Source organism: Geobacillus sp. BMUD, from assembly GCF_013096845.1.
In the GTDB taxonomy this organism is placed as follows: domain Bacteria; phylum Bacillota; class Bacilli; order Bacillales; family Anoxybacillaceae; genus Geobacillus; species Geobacillus vulcani.
Window position 1 is genome coordinate 249,317 of record NZ_SDLA01000002.1, and the last position, 16,636, is coordinate 265,952.

At 55.1% G+C, this 16,636-nt stretch carries 17 protein-coding genes, 2 pseudogenes, 1 riboswitch and 3 other annotated features (1 of these 23 only partly in view); of the genes and pseudogenes, 3 read left to right on the plus strand and 16 right to left on the minus strand.

The features are described from left to right. Positions 1 to 177: 177 nt before the first annotated feature. A pseudogene (locus ETC05_RS05010) lies at positions 178 to 1,467 on the plus strand (alkaline phosphatase). 263 nt (positions 1,468 to 1,730) lie between these two features. On the opposite strand, the gene crcB reads toward ETC05_RS05010, so the two are convergent. The 9 genes and pseudogenes from crcB to ETC05_RS05055 form a co-directional block, all read right to left on the minus strand. Further along, a complete protein-coding gene (crcB, locus tag ETC05_RS05015) occupies positions 1,731 to 2,081 on the minus strand; it encodes a fluoride efflux transporter CrcB (protein ID WP_171660498.1) in 351 nt (116 codons plus the stop codon). Then, positions 2,078 to 2,464, minus strand: coding sequence for a fluoride efflux transporter FluC (locus ETC05_RS05020; protein ID WP_171660499.1), 387 nt, complete (start codon positions 2,462 to 2,464; stop codon positions 2,078 to 2,080). The genes crcB and ETC05_RS05020 overlap by 4 nt, the downstream gene beginning before the upstream one ends. A 46-nt stretch (positions 2,465 to 2,510) precedes the next feature. Next, a riboswitch (Fluoride riboswitch) is annotated at positions 2,511 to 2,573 on the minus strand. A gap of 181 nt (positions 2,574 to 2,754) precedes the next feature. After that, positions 2,755 to 3,546 carry a molybdate ABC transporter substrate-binding protein gene (gene modA, locus ETC05_RS05025; protein ID WP_171660500.1) on the minus strand — a complete coding sequence of 264 codons (792 nt, stop codon included), beginning with the start codon at positions 3,544 to 3,546 and terminating at the stop codon, positions 2,755 to 2,757. Between the two features lie 228 nt (positions 3,547 to 3,774). After that, positions 3,775 to 6,189, minus strand: a complete 2,415-nt coding sequence (gene pheT, locus ETC05_RS05030) for a phenylalanine--tRNA ligase subunit beta (protein ID WP_171660501.1) — start codon at positions 6,187 to 6,189, stop codon at positions 3,775 to 3,777. A 21-nt stretch (positions 6,190 to 6,210) separates the two neighbouring features. Further along, a complete protein-coding gene (pheS, locus tag ETC05_RS05035) occupies positions 6,211 to 7,245 on the minus strand; it encodes a phenylalanine--tRNA ligase subunit alpha (RefSeq protein WP_171660502.1) in 1,035 nt (344 codons plus the stop codon). A 39-nt stretch (positions 7,246 to 7,284) separates the two neighbouring features. Beyond that, positions 7,285 to 7,520 (minus strand) — a binding site (T-box leader). A 54-nt stretch (positions 7,521 to 7,574) separates the two neighbouring features. Further along, complete coding sequence (locus tag ETC05_RS05040; RefSeq protein WP_171660503.1) at positions 7,575 to 7,904, minus strand: hypothetical protein; 330 nt, start codon at positions 7,902 to 7,904, stop codon at positions 7,575 to 7,577. 41 nt (positions 7,905 to 7,945) lie between these two features. After that, positions 7,946 to 8,701, minus strand: coding sequence for a TrmH family RNA methyltransferase (locus tag ETC05_RS05045; RefSeq protein WP_171660504.1), 756 nt, complete (start codon positions 8,699 to 8,701; stop codon positions 7,946 to 7,948). Beyond that, positions 8,698 to 9,222, minus strand: a complete 525-nt coding sequence (gene msrA / locus ETC05_RS05050; RefSeq protein ID WP_144975825.1) for a peptide-methionine (S)-S-oxide reductase MsrA — start codon at positions 9,220 to 9,222, stop codon at positions 8,698 to 8,700. The genes ETC05_RS05045 and msrA overlap by 4 nt, the downstream gene beginning before the upstream one ends. A gap of 130 nt (positions 9,223 to 9,352) precedes the next feature. Next, a pseudogene (locus ETC05_RS05055) lies at positions 9,353 to 9,547 on the minus strand (HI0074 family nucleotidyltransferase substrate-binding subunit); the annotation flags it as partial. 206 nt (positions 9,548 to 9,753) lie between these two features. On the opposite strand from ETC05_RS05055, the gene sspI reads away from it, so the two are divergent. Further along, positions 9,754 to 9,963 (plus strand): small acid-soluble spore protein SspI, encoded by a 210-nt coding sequence (gene sspI, locus ETC05_RS05060; RefSeq protein WP_031407766.1) that lies wholly within the window; start codon positions 9,754 to 9,756, stop codon positions 9,961 to 9,963. Between the two features lie 168 nt (positions 9,964 to 10,131). Then, a complete protein-coding gene (locus tag ETC05_RS05065; RefSeq protein WP_237746889.1) occupies positions 10,132 to 10,665 on the plus strand; it encodes a hypothetical protein in 534 nt (177 codons plus the stop codon). A 302-nt stretch (positions 10,666 to 10,967) separates the two neighbouring features. Here ETC05_RS05065 and ETC05_RS05070 read toward each other — a convergent pair whose 3' ends face one another. From ETC05_RS05070 to thrS, 7 genes are all read right to left on the minus strand, one after another. Continuing rightward, positions 10,968 to 12,053 (minus strand): M42 family metallopeptidase, encoded by a 1,086-nt coding sequence (locus ETC05_RS05070; RefSeq protein ID WP_031407762.1) that lies wholly within the window; start codon positions 12,051 to 12,053, stop codon positions 10,968 to 10,970. Between the two features lie 88 nt (positions 12,054 to 12,141). Next, entirely contained in the window at positions 12,142 to 12,627 is a 486-nt protein-coding gene (locus ETC05_RS05075; RefSeq protein WP_171660505.1) for a dUTP diphosphatase, read from the minus strand. Positions 12,628 to 12,642: 15 nt separating this feature from the next. Further along, positions 12,643 to 12,894, minus strand: a complete 252-nt coding sequence (locus tag ETC05_RS05080) for a DUF1294 domain-containing protein (RefSeq protein WP_031407759.1) — start codon at positions 12,892 to 12,894, stop codon at positions 12,643 to 12,645. A gap of 59 nt (positions 12,895 to 12,953) precedes the next feature. Next, a complete protein-coding gene (rplT, locus tag ETC05_RS05085) occupies positions 12,954 to 13,313 on the minus strand; it encodes a 50S ribosomal protein L20 (protein WP_011887944.1) in 360 nt (119 codons plus the stop codon). Between the two features lie 25 nt (positions 13,314 to 13,338). Beyond that, positions 13,339 to 13,539: a 50S ribosomal protein L35 gene (gene rpmI / locus ETC05_RS05090; protein ID WP_011232191.1), complete on the minus strand. Its 201-nt coding sequence runs from the start codon at positions 13,537 to 13,539 to the stop codon at positions 13,339 to 13,341. A gap of 13 nt (positions 13,540 to 13,552) precedes the next feature. Next, positions 13,553 to 14,074, minus strand: a complete 522-nt coding sequence (gene infC, locus ETC05_RS05095) for a translation initiation factor IF-3 (protein WP_071880206.1) — start codon at positions 14,072 to 14,074, stop codon at positions 13,553 to 13,555. Between the two features lie 53 nt (positions 14,075 to 14,127). After that, positions 14,128 to 14,261 (minus strand) — a sequence feature (ribosomal protein L20 leader region). Between the two features lie 248 nt (positions 14,262 to 14,509). Beyond that, a complete protein-coding gene (gene thrS, locus ETC05_RS05100) occupies positions 14,510 to 16,459 on the minus strand; it encodes a threonine--tRNA ligase (protein WP_171660506.1) in 1,950 nt (649 codons plus the stop codon). Between the two features lie 54 nt (positions 16,460 to 16,513). Continuing rightward, positions 16,514 to 16,636 (minus strand) — a binding site (T-box leader); it runs 108 nt beyond the window's last position.

Consider the following 16,636-nt stretch of genomic DNA (forward strand, 5'->3'; position numbering starts at 1 on the left):
TGGTTCAACAATTGAACTATTAATCAATGTATCAGGCCAAAGAAAAAAAGTCAATGAAAGAGGAAGTGAACGTTTGGAACCATTCTTTACAAAACCGTTACATGGAATTCATCCCCATTTCATATGCCGCTTGTACAATCAAAATGACAAAATCATCTGAAAAGGGAGAGGAGAACGATGTTCCGAATGAAACGCCGCACGGCTTTGCTTATGGCCGGACTGAGCGCCGGGCTGACGCTGTATGCCGCCGGACAACACACATGGGCTGCACCGGATAAGCCGGACAAGCCAGCCGGGCCACCGGCAGTGAAAAATGTCATCCTTTTTGTCGGCGACGGCATGGGCACCGCCCATCGCGATGCGATCCGCCTAGCCACGAAAGGGATCACGGGAGAATTGGAAATGGACGACATGCCGTACAGCGGGCTCATCCATACGAACTCCGCCGATCCGAAATCGTTCATCACCGACTCCGCCGCGGCAGCGACAGCGATAGCGACGGGCGTCAAAACGTACAACGGCGCCATCGCTGTTGATTTGCAAGGAAAACCGGTGGAAACGATTCTCGAACAAGCGAAAAAAGCCGGAAAAGCGACCGGGCTCGTCACGACCGCCCAAGTGACAGACGCCACCCCAGCGGCGTTCGGCGCCCATACCGCCAAGCGCTCGGCGCAAAGCGATATTGCCAAACAGTACATCGAACAAACGAAAGTGGACGTCATATTGGGCGGCGGCGAAGACTACTGGTATCCGGCCGGACAGCCCGGCTATTACCCCGACCATCCCGCTGAAGATCCCGAAGAAGGAAGCAAAGGCACGCAAGGAAACTTAGTGGAGCGCGCCAAGCAGCTCGGCTATACGTACGTCCGCACCGCCGATGAGCTGAAACAGGCAACGGACCGCAAGCTGCTTGGGCTGTTTGCCAACGAGGAGATGTTCCAACAACGCCCCGAAGGAGAAGGGGATGTGTACAATCCCGCCGTGCCGCTGCCCGATATGACAAAAAAAGCGCTTGACGTGCTGTCGCAAAATAAAAAAGGCTTTTTCCTCGTTGTTGAAGAAGAAGCCATTGATGAAATGAGCCATGAAAACAACGGACCGCTCATGATCAAAGCCGGCCAGCAGCTTGACGAAGCGGTCGCCGTGGCGAAATAGTACGCCAAGCGCCATCGGGATACGCTCGTCCTCGTGCTCGCCGACCATGAATGCGGCGGCTTAACGGTGGAAACGCCAGGCGGCGCCGATGAGTCGGGAGACGGCAAAACGATTTCTGGCGAAGACGGCCCCTTTTCCATCGCTCATTCTGCGCAAACGTTCGCCTTGGACTGGACGACCACCGGCCACACCGCCGCCGATGTGCCGCTGACTGCCATGGGTCCGGGGGCGGAACGGTTTGTCGGCGTTTATGAAAATACGCGTATTCATGACATTCTCGAACAAGTATTGTTTGCGAAAAACAGAAGATAACGCCGTCTCCCTTTCGCTCGTTTCCCCGCTCGTTCCTTGCTTGTGGACAGGGCGGGGAAGATTTTTTGATCCATTCAACCAGTGCTTCTCCGCTCATGCGCCGTTGCGTTTGCCCCTATCTTCCGCGCCGGCCCGAACTGAGGAACAAGGCCGCGCCGCTTTTCCTCTGGCGGCTCATTGACCGACAGGGCTGCCTCATTTGCCCTAGTTGCCATCCAAACGGCAAGCGCGGCGGAAAAAGGCTTCAAGCTGACGTTCCTGCCTCATTGCCCTAGCTGCCAGCCAAACCATGCCAGCAGGATTCCGCAGGAGTAAGTGGCCGCCACATAACCGATCACCTTCGCCCATTGGCGTTGCTGCATCATTTGCACGCTTTCCCATTTGAACGTGGAAAACGTCGTGAACGCGCCCATAAAACCGGTGCCGATCAGTAGTTTTTCAGCATCGGCGGCGCCGCTTCCAGCCAGCCACCCGAGCAAAAACGAGCCAAGTAGGTTCACAATGAGCGTGCCGAGCGGGAAGCGCGGCGAGCGCCGGGCGGCCCAGCGGCTGACGGCGTAACGGCAGATGGCGCCAAAAAAACCGCCGAGCATCACCAATAGCAGTGCCATCATCGGGCCATTTCCCCCTTTCGCTTTGGATGGGCGGCAGCGGAGCCCGCCCATGCCGCGGTTAGACCGCCGAACAAACTGGCGGCGATATAACCAGCGGCCATGCCCCATCGCCCTTGTTTCAGCAATTCGACACACTCGACGCTAAGGGTGGAAAACGTCGTATACGAGCCGACAAAACCAGTCGTCATCGCCGTTTGCAGCCATGGCGGCCACGCCGGGCGGCGGGTGAATGTGACCGTGAGCCAGCTGAGCAAAAACGAGCCTGTCCAATTGATGAAAAGCGTCGCAAACGGAAAGCCATGGGCGGCGGGAACAAGCAAACCGAGCCCATAACGGACAAGCGCGCCGATCATGCCGGCGATGCCGACGGCGAGATAGACCAATCAGACCCCCTCCTTCCGAAAAATGAACAGACTCCTGCCGCTTCCATTCGCAGCAGGAGTCATCAGCCGGAAACCGGCGGTTATGGCGAACTCCATCGCCTATGAAGTTCGGTTTTTCTTCATTGTACCATATGTCTCCGCTTGCTGTGAAGACCACCCTAGAAGGATGGGGATTGAAGCCGGCATGTCGCTTCCCCGCATCGTTTCTCACATAGCCCCCTGTAGCATCGGTGCTGCTTTTCCCACATTCCCCCATCGATGAAGGGAAACAGTAGGCTTTCACGCGCTTTCTAACGGGCGCGGCGGAACCCGTGTTGTTCGAAGGTGTGGAGCGCCTGTTCACTCGTCAAATAAGAGTAAAACTCCCGTGCCTCCTTGAGATGTTTGCTCGTTTTGACCACACCGAGCGGATAGACGATCGGGCCGTGCATACGGCTTGGCACCGCGGCGGCGATGTTGACGTTGTCGGACACGAGCGCATCCGTCCGATACACAAAACCGGCGTCGACGTTGCCGGTTTCCACGTAGGTCAGCACTTGGCGCACGTCTTTCGCGTAGACGAGCTTCGGCTTGACTTGCTTCCACAGCCCGGCCTGCTCTAGCGTTTGTTTCGCGTACATGCCGGCCGGCACCGACTCCGGAATGCCGATCGCCACCCGTTTGGCGCGAATCAGGTCACCGAGCGACCGAATCGCTCCTTCTCCTTGTTTTGGCACAATGAGCACCAGCTCGTTGGCGAGCACCGTTTTTTCGTGCCCGGAATCGATCAGCCCTTCTTGTTTCAGCTTCGCGAACGGCTCGACCGCGGCGGAGAAAAACAAATCGACCGGCGCCCCTTCAGAAATTTGTTTTTGCAAAGCGCCCGATGCGCCAAAATTATAGTGAATGCGGATGTTCGGATGCTTTCGTTCAAACGCCGTTTTCGCTTCTTCCAGCGCTTCTTGCAGACTGGCCGCGGCGGAAACAATCAGCTCTGCTTGGCCCGCTGATTCCATTCGCTCGGCGCGTTCTTTTCGATCGCCGCCGCAGCCATACAAACCGAACAACAAAAACACCGCGATGAGCCATGCCATGTTTCGCATTTACATCCCCCTTATCTTCGCCTAGAAGATCAGTGATTTCAGCAGAAAATCAGCGCAAAACCGGCCCTTCCCAATTGCGAAACGCTGACATACGCGCCGAAACGAAACGGAGGGTGTCCCAACAGGATGGAAACACCCTCTTTCGCTGCGATCTTGTTTTTGCCCGACGATAGGTTGCGCCCTATCCTAAGGGCAGGCGACCTCTTCGGTCAGTTTCGGCGGTTCCTGTCACCCGCGCAACACCGCGCCAAACTGCTCTTCGACCGCAGCCAATACCCGCTCGTGAACGGTCGTGACTTCTTCATCGGTGAGCGTCCGCTCCGGATCATAGTAGCGGAGCGAGAAGGCGAGCGATTTTTTCCCGGCCGGCAGACGGTCGCCTTGGTAGACGTCAAAGAGGGAGACGTCTTTCAGCAGCGGCTTCCCGGCTTCTTCGATCGCTTGCTTGAGGGCGCCGGCTTCGACGTTTTCGTCGACGACTAAGGCGATGTCGCGCACGACGGACGGGAAGCGCGGAATCGACTCGTAGCGGATCGCTTCTCCTTCCGCGTTCAACAGCTCGGCCAAGGCGAGCTCAAAGACGTACGTTTCTTTCAAATCGTACTCTTTTTGCACGGCTGGGTGGAGCTGGCCGACAAAGCCGATCACCGTTCCGTCAAGCGCAATCTCGGCCGTCCGCCCCGGATGCAAATCGGCGCGCTTCGCCGGGCGGTAGCTGATGCGATCAGACAGCCCAAGCAGGTCGAACAAGCCGTCAAGCACGCCTTTTGCAACATAGAAATCGGCTGCTTTTTTCTCCCCTTGCCAAAGGTGAGCATGCCATAAACCGGTGATGACGCCGGCGAGCCGCTCGTTTTCCGCCGGCTGGACGTTTTCCCCGCGCGACAAATAGACGGAGCCGATTTCGTATAAGGCGACGTTCTCGACTTGGCGGGCGCGGTTGTAGCTCGCCGCTTCAAGCAGATGCGGAATCAAGCTTTGCCGCAAAACGCTCCGCTCTTCGCTCATCGGCAGCGCCAAGCGGATCGGTTCCGCCGTCTCGAGCGCAAAACGCGCCGCTTTGTCCGGGCTCGTCAATGAATACGTGATCGCTTGGAACAAGCCGGCTCCTTCCAAATAGCGGCGGACGCGGCGGCGCTTCGCCTGGTACGGCGTGAGCCCGCCCGGTTTCGCCTCGGCCACCGGCAACGTCGCCGGCAAATGGTCGTAGCCGTACAAGCGGGCGACTTCCTCGATGATATCTTCTTCGATGGCAATGTCACGGCGGCGCGATGGGACATGAACCGTGAACGTTCCGTTGTCTTCGGTGAACGGAAATTGCAAGTTCGCCAAAATCGCGGCCACTTCCTCTTTCGACATCGCCGTGCCGAGGACGCCGTTGATCCGTTCAAGCGTGACCGTCACGACCACCGGCTCTTCTTTCCATGTGCTGGCTTCGACGATGCCGCCGACGACCTCACCGTCGGCGTATTCGGCCATCAACGCCGCGGCGCGTTCAAGCGCTTCTTTTGTCCGCGCCGGATCGATCCCTTTTTCAAAGCGGGTGCTCGCCTCGCTGCGCAGCCCGTGGTCTTTCACCGCCTGGCGGATGACCGGGCTCGCAAAATACGCCGCTTCAATGAACACCGTCTTTGTGTCATCGCGCACTTCCGAATTGGCCCCGCCCATTACGCCGGCTAAGGCGACCGGCTCGCGGCCGTTCGTGATGACCAGATGATTGTCGGTCAGCTTCCGTTCGACATCGTCAAGCGTCACAATCGTTTCGCCTTCCTTCGCGCGGCGGACGACGATCTCCCGCGAACCGAGGCGGTCGTAGTCAAACGCGTGCAGCGGTTGGCCGTACTCAAGCAAAATATAGTTCGTAATGTCGACGACGTTGTTGTGCGGGCGAATGCCGGCGGCCATCAAGCGCGCCTGCATCCAAAGCGGCGACGGGCCGATCCGGACGTTTTTCACGATCCGCCCGGCGTACAGCGGATTGTCTTCCGGCGCTTCGACGCGGACGGAAATGTAGTCGTGGATCATTTCATTGTTTTCTTTGACCGCCGCTTCCGGCAGCTTCACCGCGCGGCCGAGAATGGCGGCCACTTCATAGGCGACGCCGATCATGCTTAAGCAGTCAGCGCGGTTGGGCGTTAACGAGAGTTCGAGCACTTCATCGTGCAAGCCGAGCCATTCCAACGCATCGGCGCCGACCGGCGCGTCGCTCGGGAAGACGAAAATGCCGTCGGCGTATTCTTTTGGCACGACTTTCGTTTCGACGCCGAGCTCTTGGAGCGAACAAATCATGCCGTTCGATTCTTCGCCGCGCAGCTTGGCCCGTTTGATTTTAAAATGTCCCGGCAGCACCGCCCCGACTTTGGCGACGGCGACGTTTTGCCCTTTCGCGACGTTCGGGGCGCCGCAAATGATTTGCACCGGCTCGCCATCACCGAGATCAACAAGGCACTTCCGCAGTTTGTCGGCATTCGGATGCGGCTCGCATTCAAGCACATGACCGATGACGACTCCTTTCATTCCCCGGTCGAGCGCTTCGACCCGCTCGACTTCAATGCCGCTTTTGGTGATGCGGTCAGCGAGCTCTTTGGCGGTGATGCCGGTCAAATCGACATACTCGCTTAGCCAACGGTAAGACACGAGCATTTATAACCCCTCCTTTTTCTGCTATACACGCAAAAATTGCCGCAAGAAACGTAGATCGTTTTGATAGAAATGGCGGATGTCATCAATGCCATACTTCAGCATCGCGATCCGCTCCGGTCCCATGCCGAACGCAAAACCGGTGTACGTTTTCGAATCAAAGCCAGCCATCTCAAGCACGTTCGGATGCACCATGCCGGCGCCTAAAATTTCGATCCAGCCCGTGCCTTTGCAGACGCTGCAGCCATGCCCTTCGCAGCGGAAACAGGACACGTCGACCTCGACCGACGGCTCGGTGAACGGGAAAAAGCTCGGCCGGAAGCGGATGTCGCGCCCTTCCCCGAACAGCTTGCGGGCGAATTCGCGCAGCGTCCCTTTCAAGTCGCTCATCCGGATGTTGCGGTCCACCACCAAGCCTTCAATTTGTGTAAACTGGTGCGAATGGGTCGCATCGTCGGTGTCGCGGCGGTACACTTTGCCCGGGCAAATGATTTTCACCGGGCCGCGCCCGCGGTGCTTCTCCATCGTCCGCGCTTGCATCGGCGATGTATGGGTGCGAAGCAAAATCTCTTCGGTGATGTAAAACGAATCTTGCATGTCACGGGCCGGGTGCCCTTTCGGCAAATTAAGGGCTTCAAAGTTGTAGTAGTCGGTCTCGACTTCCGGCCCTTCGGCGATTGTGTAGCCCATGCCGATAAACAAGTCTTCGATTTCCTCGATCACACGCGTCAGCGGATGCGCATTGCCGAGCCGCACCGGCCAGCCCGGCAGCGTCACATCGATCGCTTCGGCCGCCAATTTTCGTTCGATTTCTTCTTCTTCCAGTTTCGTTTGTTTCGCCTCAAGCGCCTGTTGAATCGCCTCTCTCACTTCGTTGGCCAGCGCGCCGAGTTTCGGGCGTTCCTCCGGCGGCAGCGCCCCCATGCCGCGCAGCACTTCGGTAATCGGCCCTTTTTTGCCTAAGTAGGCGACGCGCACCTCATTGAGCGCTTTTAAATCGCCAGCTTGTTCAATTTTGGCAAGCGCTTCTCGCTCTAGTTCATGCAACCGTTCTTTCACGCCTATCCCTCCTCGTTTCAAATAAAAAAACCCGCCCCAGTAAGGGACGAGTTGTTGCTCGCGGTACCACCCTTGTTAACAGCACAAGCGTGCTGTTCCCTTCATTGCGATAACGGTCGAAAGCCGGACCACCTTTACATCCCACGCTGGGATGGTCCCGGTGTCAACTCGGGAGGTGAACTTCACTTGCGTCAGCCATAAAAACGCTCCCAGTCTATGGCGTTTTCTCCCTGGATGGCGAGCAGCAAGCTACTTTTCTCCGTCATCGTTGTTGTCGGTATGGGAAATGTCGCTATTCATTATACGCAAATGGGCGGGCAAAGGCAAGGTCAGGCCGAAATTTCTTTAGGCAGCTCATCGATTTCCGCTTCCTGTTCAATCGAGCGGATCGCAAGGCGCTCCATCATTTTTTCCTTCCGCACTTGCCCTTCCTTGAGCGCGGCAACATCTTTTTTGACCACTACCATGTCTTTTTTCATGGCGTCCATGTCTTTTTTGATGACATCCACATCACGTTGAAGGCGATCGACTTTGTCTTCGAGTTGTTTCACGCTTCCTTGCAGCTTGACAATATCCATGCGCATTTGTTCGATGTAGGTCCCCCGAACGTCAAGACGCTCAAGCACCGCGTTCAACAGCGCCCGCAGTTCGTCATCCATACGCCTCCGCTCCCTTTTCCGATTGATTTTCAAATTTTATTTTACCGCACCGCCCGCAAAGAATAAAGCAAAATTCCGGCCGCCACCGCGACGTTGAGCGACTCCGCCTGGCCGTAAATCGGAATGCAGACGGTTTCCGCCGCCATCGCCAGCAGCTCGCGCCGGACGCCGCTTCCTTCGTTGCCGACAAGCAAGGCGAACGAAAGCGACGGACGAACGGTGCGGTAATCGACGGCGTTCTCCAAGGCGGTGCCGTACACAGGAATGCCCCGCTTTTGGAAACGCGCGATCCACTGCGCCAGATCGCCTTTGACAACCGGAAGGTGAAACAGCGATCCTTGCGTCGCACGGACGACTTTCGGGTTGTACAAATCGGCGCATCCTTCCCCTAAAATGACCGCATCGATGCCAGCCGCATCAGCCGTGCGAATCATCGTGCCGAGATTGCCGGGATCTTGCACGGCGTCAATGAGCAGCGCCGTGTTCACATCACCAAGCTCGGCCGCGGCTTGCCGGCAGACAGCCATGATCCCTTGCGGCGTTTCCGTGCTGCTGATCGCCTTCATCACCGCTTCCGTTACAATCACCACCGGAACATCGCTGACGTTCCATCCCGGCGGAATGGCGGCCCGCTCATCCACAATCAGCTCAACAAGCGGCGCTTGGCTTTTTAGCGCCTCTTCGATGAGATGAAATCCTTCGAGCAAAAACCACCCGGTTTCGTCGCGCCCTTTTTTCGTCAGTAACTTTTTCCATTGCTTCACGCGCGCGTTTTTTGGCGATTCGATCCGCTTCACCGCTTCGCCCCCCAATGTTTGGCGATAAATTCGTCGCGGCCGGAAGCGGCCCGGTCTTGCTTGTAATGTTCCGGATTTTTCTTATGGTAGTTTTGATGGTACTCTTCCGCCGGATAAAACGTCGTGGCCGGCAAAATTTTCGTCACGATCGGCTTCGAGAAGCGCCCGCTTTCTTCCAACGCCCGCTTGGACTGCTCAGCGAGCTGGCGCTGTCTTTCGTTATGGTAAAAAATCGCCGTCCGGTATTGCGGGCCGCGGTCGTGAAACTGGCCGCCGTCATCGGTCGGATCGATTTGACACCAATACAGCTCCAAAAGCCGCTCATATGGGAACACGTCCGGATCGAAGGTGATTTGCACCGCTTCGTAATGGCCGGTCGTCCCGGTTTTCACTTGCTCATACGTCGGATTCTCGACATGCCCGCCCGTATAGCCGGAGACGATGCCGTAAATGCCGTCGAGTTCTTCAAACGGCGTCACCATGCACCAAAAGCAACCGCCAGCGAATGTCGCTTTTTCCATTTGTGTCGTCACCTCATGCGTCAAGTTTCTTCTTTCTGATTATAGCAAACGGTGTACGATTGTCATCTTTCACGCCCAAAGCCAAGTTCCTTCACAAAGCCAGACGCGTTCCGTTCCGCACGCCAGCCGCTCATGTCTCCGAGTCAAGCCGTTGTTTCATTTCGGCAAGCAAGCGGTCAAACAGCGGGATATAGTCGGTGCGAATGCGTTCATAAATGTCCATCGCCGTTTCTTCATCATACGTATGGGACGTCCGGTTGCGGTCTTCCAGCATGCGAAGCCATGTCTCTCCGTCTTCAATCAACCCTTTCCGAAACGCCTCGCGCTGAAACAGATGAATCAGCTGGCGAAACACCGCTCGCTCGAATCCATATCTTGTTTGAGCCGCCATCCTCTCTTCCCTCGTTTCCAAGATCTTTGCCTTCATTATACCATAGTCTGGCAAGCGCAACGACTTCGACCGCCGATGCATAAATCCGCCGCCATCGGCAAACGATAAAGATGTACCATACGGCTAACGAGGTGAGACAGATGGATTTGAACTTGCGGAAAGCCATTATGCACAATGTCGCCAACAATTCCAAAGAACAGCTTGAAAACACGATTGAAGACGCGATCCAACGCGGCGAGGAAAAATATTTGCCCGGCCTCGGCGTCCTGTTTGAAGCCATTTGGACGCACGCCACCGAGCAGCAAAAAGACATGATGCTCACGACACTCGAGCAGGCGGTGAAACAATAACCGCCTGCTTTGTTTCTGGTCGGAACGTTTGGGAAATCCAAGTCCCCGTTCCTTCATTAATCATGACGGGGATCGGTTCCTTTTTTCTATTTACCAACTATACAAATAGCTGGAATAATGACAATAAATTATGATAAAATAAACAAAAAATAGAAAGGGTTGATTATTTTGAAAACTAAAAAATGGACAACCCTCTTTCTCTTCGTGCTTTTGTTTTTCGTCCCGCTCCGCGTGTCCGGCGCCGGTTCATCCGCTCTGACGGAAGCGGTAAACAAGCAGTTTAAAGACACGTTGACTTACTACAAAGATGGTTCTGTCCAAATCCTCGACAGCATGACCACATCAACGGAAGTAACCGAAAACGACACGAAAACGACAAAAACCGTGCAAGTCGTGTTCGCTCAAGGGAGCGAGATCAGGGACAGCGTGTTCGTTTTTCATGCCAAACAAATTTTCTATTACGATGCTGATAGCCAAAAGCTGCTGGATTCCGCTTCCCTTTCCAAAAATGAGGCCATCAAGCAATTTGAGAAAAAGCATAAAGGTGAACTGGGCAAAAAGCTGAGCCCGTTCTCCTTTACCGTTTTGCTCGTTGCTTTGCTGCTGACCATCACATTTCCGCCGCTTGTGGCCATTTGGTTCTACGGCGATGCTTCGATCTCGCATCGCTATACATCCAAAGCGGTAAGCATGAAAGCTTGATCTCCGCCCTCGCGTCGTCTGCGGGAGAAGCCGAAAACAGCTGTTCCGCCAAGGATATGTTAAACTTCTTCGTTGCATCTATAAAGGCCGGTGAAAAACGATGATGTTTGTCAAATCGATAGAGTTTGTCAGGAAAGTAAGAGCCGATTTGACAAGACTTCTCCTTTTGAGAAGAATCGGTCTGAAATGGCTTTTCTCATGAAATCACCAGCCTTCTAAGGGAGGCTGTGTTTCAACCGGCGCCCTGCCGTCTGCCCCGCCGCAATATCAAAAAACACCGGCCGCTTGGGCCGGTGTTTCCATTAGTCAAACGTCAGTTGCTTCACTTTGTCGGCATCAAGCCGTTTGATCACTTCGACAAGCAGCTTGACCGTATTTTCGTAGTCATCACGGTGCAAAATGGCGGCGTGTGAATGAATGTAGCGCGTCGGGATGGCAATCGTCAGCGACGGAACACCGCTGCCGGTCAAGTGGATCGCCCCCGCGTCCGTGCCGCCGCCCGGCATGGCGTCAAAATGATACGGAATGTTCAGCTCTTCGGCCACCTCGATGACAAACTCACGCAAGCCGCGGTGCGAGACCATCGTCGCATCGTACAAGACGATGTGCGGGCCGGCGCCGAGTTTGCCCATCGCTTCTTTTTCTGACACCCCCGGCGTGTCGCCAGCCACGCCGACATCAACAGCAAAGGCAATGTCTGGCTGGATGGACTGGGCCGCTGTGCGCGCGCCGCGCAAGCCGACTTCTTCCTGCACCGTGCCAACGCCGTATACCGTGTTCGGATGGTCGACGCCCTTCAGCTGCTTGAGCACATCGATGGCGACCGCACAGCCGATCCGGTTGTCCCACGCTTTGGCCAGCAACATTTTTTCATTGTTTAACACCGTGAATTCAAAATACGGCACGATCATATCGCCCGGGCGGACGCCCCATTCCATGGCTTCCTCGCGGCTCGTCGCGCCGATGTCGATGAACATGTCTTTGATGTCGACCGGCTTTTTGCGCGCTTCCGGCGGAAGAATGTGCGGCGGCTTCGAACCGATGACACCGGTGATGTCGCCTTTTTTCGTCACAATCGTCACGCGCTGGGCAAGCATCACTTGGCTCCACCAGCCGCCGAGCGTCTGAAAGCGGATGAACCCCTTGTCATCGATTTGCGTCACCATGAAGCCGACTTCGTCCAAATGGCCGGCGATCATCACTTTCGGTCCACCGGATTTCCCTTCTTTTTTAGCGATCAAGCTGCCGAGCCCGTCAGTTGTCACTTCATCGGCATAAGGAGCTATGTACGTTTTCATCACCTCGCGCGCTTCCCGTTCGTTGCCCGGCACGCCTTTGGCATCGGTCAGCGCTTTCAGCATCGTCAACGTTTCGTCCAACTTGGACATCTTGGCACCCCTTTCCGTTTTTGTCCACTTTTTTATTATACTTCTAACGGTTGGCAATATTCAATCATTCGTCCTTCGAAAAAATCAGTTAATACCGTTCATTTTGCCGTTGGTGGTTCACTTCATTTTTCCGTCGATACGCGGCGGCAACCGCCTCGGACGAAAAGCCGAGCGTCACGCCGAGACGCCAATATTCCGTGAACAGCGCATCATAATCTTCAGGCGCTTTCGTCTCCCCAAATCGGTCAGCGTGGCGGAACACGGCGAGAAACTGTTCAACAGGCAGCCGCTCAACCGACGGGATCTCTCTCTTTTCGTAGAAAAATCCGCATTCCAGTCCGAGCGATAAAAGAAAATGCAAACCATCCACATACTCCTCGAGCACCCGCTCCATCGGCGCCGGCGGCTTCACGCTCCAAAACTTAAAACAACGCGTCTCGTTGGCCAGTTCGCCAAGTTCGACGAGAAAAGCAAGCATTTTTCGGTCGAACAGATCTTCATGCTCAAGGCCGTGTTCCGTTTCAATCCGCTCATCCAAGGCGCGCTGCAGACGGTAAAGCGAAGGCCAGTTCATTCTCTTTTCCCCCTTCTACGATATCCATTTCCAACAAAAAAGCCATTCCGCGATCGACAACAGCGGCAAACCATAGCGAAACGTCCGATGGCGCGTTTTATGGCGGAATGCATACATCCCGACGGCGGCGCCGGTGGCGCCCCCAGCGAGCGACAACAGCCACAGCGTCCGCTCGGCGATGCGGAAGCGGCGATGTTTTGCCTTGAATTTGTCGAGCCCCATCATCAAAAACGCGAGGACGTTGATCACTATTCCGTATTGTACCATATCGATCCCTTCCTTTGGTTAAGAAAAACGGCCATCCCGATCCAGGATGGCCATCGTTGTTACTTATTCAAATTTGCTTTTGCCAAGTCAGCAAGTTGGGCAAACGCCGCTTGGTCGTTCACCGCCAAGTCGGCGAGCATTTTTCGGTTCACTTCCACACCAGCCAGTTTCAAGCCGTGCATCAGACGGCTGTAAGACAGGCCGTTTTGGCGGGCTGCAGCGTTGATGCGGGCGATCCACAATTTGCGGAAGTCGCGCTTCCGTTGACGGCGGTCGCGATACGCATACATGAGCGATTTCATCACTTGCTGGTTCGCGACTCTATATAACGCGTGTTTCGCGCCGAAATAGCCCTTGGCAAGCTTCAATACTTTTTTGCGACGTCTGCGCGTCACTGGTCCACCTTTTACGCGTGGCATAATCGTTCCCTCCTATAGTCGGTCATTATTTCAAGTTGTCGAGCATTTGGCGGATGCGTTTGAAATCGCCAGGCGAGACGAGCGTCGCTTTGCGAAGATGACGCTTTTGTTTTTTCGTTTTATTGGCAAACAAATGGCTCGTATACGCATGGCCGCGTTTTAATTTGCCGCTCGCCGTTTTTTTGAACCGTTTCGCCGAGCCGCGGTGAGTTTTCATTTTAGGCATCCCAAGTTCCTCCTTACTTGTTGTCATTTTTCGGTGCGAGCACTAAAAACATGTTGCGCCCGTCCATTTTCGGCGCCGTTTCGACGATGGCGATGTCGGCGCACGCTTCGGAGAAGCGGTCAAGGACGCGCTGCCCGATTTCTTTATGGGTGATGGCCCGCCCTTTAAAACGGATCGTCGCCTTCACTTTATCGCCTTTTTCGAGAAACTTGCGCGCGTTGCGCAGCTTCGTGTTGAAATCATGCTCCTCGATCGTCGGGCTAAGGCGCACTTCTTTCACATTGATGACTTTTTGCTTTTTGCGCGCTTCTTTTTCTTTCTTTTGCTGCTCGAAGCGGAATTTGCCGTAATCCATGATGCGGCAAACGGGCGGTTTGGCGTTCGGCGCAACAAGCACGAGGTCCAAATTGCGCCTTGCCGCAATCTCAAGCGCTTCCTGCTTCGACTTGATGCCAAGCTGTTCGCCGTTTTGGTCGATCAAGCGCACTTCCCGGGCACGAATTTGTTCGTTGATAATAAAATCTTTGCTAATAATGAGCCACCTCCAAGGTTTTTTCCGACTGGCTTGTTTGCCAGCAGAGCTCCGCTTCCAGCAAAAAAGCGCGGGTGCACAAAAGCACCCGCGCACGACGTTCGAACAAAAAGGCTGGCGAACCGTAACAACCTGCCAACAGCCGCCCTGGCGTCGGTCAGGTGAGAAGCGGGCGCTTCTGCTTTCGTTACAAACAAGCAATCATTCCACTTTATAAACTATACCACCTTGGCGATGGCGTGTCAAGGAGCGGCTCTTGATAAACACAACGCTCTTCATTATAGCGGAACATCTTTTTGTTGACAAGAGAAAACTTATGATTTTTTGCAAAAAAGTTTTGCTGTCCTTCTCTTCCCTGTTTTCTGTGCAACGCGGCCGTCCTCCATGAAACAAACGCGGCCCGGCAAGCGGGCATGCCGCCTGCGGGCCGTCGTTGGTTCATCGTTCTTTCGCCCGTTTTTGCCGCACCTCTTCCGCAAGCGCAGCGATAAACTCTTCAAGCCCCATCGTCCGGCTCTCTTTTTCGCCATAGCGGCGGACATTGACCGCTCGTTCAGACACTTCTTTATCGCCGACAACGAGCATATACGGGATTTTTTGCATTTGCGCCTCGCGGATTTTATAGCCGATTTTTTCATCGCGCTCGTCGACTTCGACGCGGAATCCGTGTTCTTTCAGGGTCCGATGCACGTCATACGCATAGTCAAGATGCGCTTCCGGCGACACCGGAATCACTTTCACCTGCACCGGGGCGAGCCACGTCGGGAACGCGCCTTTGTATTCTTCGATCAAGAAGGCGACAAACCGCTCCATTGTCGAAACGACGCCGCGGTGGATGACGACCGGGCGATGCGGCTTTCCGTCTTCGCCGATGTACGTCAAATCAAAGCGCTCCGGCAAGAGGAAGTCAAGCTGCACCGTTGAGAGCGTTTCGTCTTTGCCGAGCGCCGTGCGCACTTGCACATCGAGCTTCGGCCCGTAAAACGCCGCTTCCCCCTCAGCCTCATAGTAGTCGAGGCCGAGCTCGTCCATCGCTTCGCGAAGCATGCGCTGCGCTTTTTCCCACATTTCATCGTCGTCGTAATATTTTTCCTTGTCATGCGGATCGCGGTATGACAAACGGAACGAGTATTCCTGAATGCCGAAATCCTTATAGACTTCCAAAATCAAGTTCACGACGCGTTTGAACTCGTCTTTGATTTGATCGGGGCGCACGAAAATATGAGCGTCATTGAGCGTCATGCCGCGGACGCGCTGCAGTCCGGTGAGAGCGCCCGACATTTCATAGCGGTGCATCGTGCCCAATTCGGCGATGCGGATCGGCAGCTCGCGGTAGCTGTGCAGCTTGCTTTTGTAAATCATCATGTGATGCGGGCAGTTCATCGGCCGCAGCACGAGCTGTTCATTGTCCATCTCCATCGGCGGGAACATGTTTTCTTTGTAATGGTCCCAATGGCCCGATGTTTTGTACAGCTCGACGCTGCCGAGCACCGGCGTGTAGACATGATCGTACCCGAGCGCCACTTCTTTATCGACGATGTACCGTTCAATGATGCGGCGGATCGTCGCTCCTTTCGGCAGCCAAAGCGGCAGCCCTTGTCCGACTTGCTGCGACGTCATAAACAGCTCGAGCTCTTTGCCGAGTTTGCGGTGGTCGCGCTCTTTCGCTTCTTCAAGCAAGTGCAAATAATGATCCAAATCTTCTTTTTTGAAAAAGGCCGTGCCATAGATGCGCTGCAGCATTTTGTTGCTGCTGTCGCCGCGCCAGTAGGCGCCCGAGATGCTGAGCAGCTTAAACTCTTTGATTTTGCCGGTCGACGGCACGTGCACGCCGCGGCAAAGGTCGAAAAACTCGCCTTGCTCGTAAATGGAAATCGTCTCGCCTTCCGGAATGTCGCGGATCAACTCGAGCTTCAATTCATCGCCGATTTCTTCATACCGCCGGATGGCTTCTTCGCGGCTCACTTCTTTGCGGACGATCTCGAGATTTTCTTTGACAATGTTGCGCATTTCCGCTTCGATTTTTGGAAGATCGTCTGGCGTCAGCTTATGCTCCATGTCGATATCATAGTAAAAGCCGTTTTCAATGACCGGACCGACGCCGAGCTTGACGTTGCCGTACAGCCGCTTGATGGCCTGCGCCATTAAATGGGCAGCGCTATGGCGCAAAATGTCAAGCGCTTCCGGCATGTCTTGAGTAATAATGACCAGTTCACCGTCTTCGTGAAGCGGCGTGCGCAAATCAACGAACCGGCCGTTCCATTTTCCAGCGATCGCTTTTTTCTTCAGCCCCGGGCTGATCGAGGCAGCGATGTCTTCCGTCGTCGTCCCCTTTGGAAACTCCTTTTCCGCCCCGTCTGGGAACGTAATGCGAATGACGTCTGGCATCGGCAATCACTCTCCTTTATCATGATGATGAAAAAGAAAAAAACTCCTCCCTCCGAAAGGGACGAGTTTTCATCGTGGTTCCACCCTTCTTCCCATGGCAGTGTCTCGCCATGCCATGGCTCAACAAGGATAACGGCCGTCCACCGGCGGCAACTACTGGGCATTGCGTTCGCTGCC

Bases quoted from the DNA above. Each gene is read 5' to 3' on its own strand.
- ETC05_RS05040 (WP_171660503.1), bottom strand. From the start codon at position 7,904: ATGGATGACGAACTGCGGGCGCTGTTGAACGCGGTGCTTGAGCGTCTT.
- sspI (WP_031407766.1), top strand. From the start codon at position 9,754: ATGGATTTGAACTTGCGGAAAGCCATTATGCACAATGTCGCCAACAAT.
- ETC05_RS05080 (WP_031407759.1), bottom strand. From the start codon at position 12,894: ATGGTACAATACGGAATAGTGATCAACGTCCTCGCGTTTTTGATGATG.
- crcB (WP_171660498.1), bottom strand. From the start codon at position 2,081: ATGATGGCACTGCTATTGGTGATGCTCGGCGGTTTTTTTGGCGCCATC.
- rplT (WP_011887944.1), bottom strand. From the start codon at position 13,313: ATGCCACGCGTAAAAGGTGGACCAGTGACGCGCAGACGTCGCAAAAAA.
- msrA (WP_144975825.1), bottom strand. From the start codon at position 9,222: ATGGAAAAAGCGACATTCGCTGGCGGTTGCTTTTGGTGCATGGTGACG.
- modA (WP_171660500.1), bottom strand. From the start codon at position 3,546: ATGCGAAACATGGCATGGCTCATCGCGGTGTTTTTGTTGTTCGGTTTG.
- pheT (WP_171660501.1), bottom strand. From the start codon at position 6,189: ATGCTCGTGTCTTACCGTTGGCTAAGCGAGTATGTCGATTTGACCGGC.
- ETC05_RS05070 (WP_031407762.1), bottom strand. From the start codon at position 12,053: ATGTCCAAGTTGGACGAAACGTTGACGATGCTGAAAGCGCTGACCGAT.
- rpmI (WP_011232191.1), bottom strand. From the start codon at position 13,539: ATGCCTAAAATGAAAACTCACCGCGGCTCGGCGAAACGGTTCAAAAAA.
- thrS (WP_171660506.1), bottom strand. From the start codon at position 16,459: ATGCCAGACGTCATTCGCATTACGTTCCCAGACGGGGCGGAAAAGGAG.
- ETC05_RS05075 (WP_171660505.1), bottom strand. From the start codon at position 12,627: ATGAACTGGCCTTCGCTTTACCGTCTGCAGCGCGCCTTGGATGAGCGG.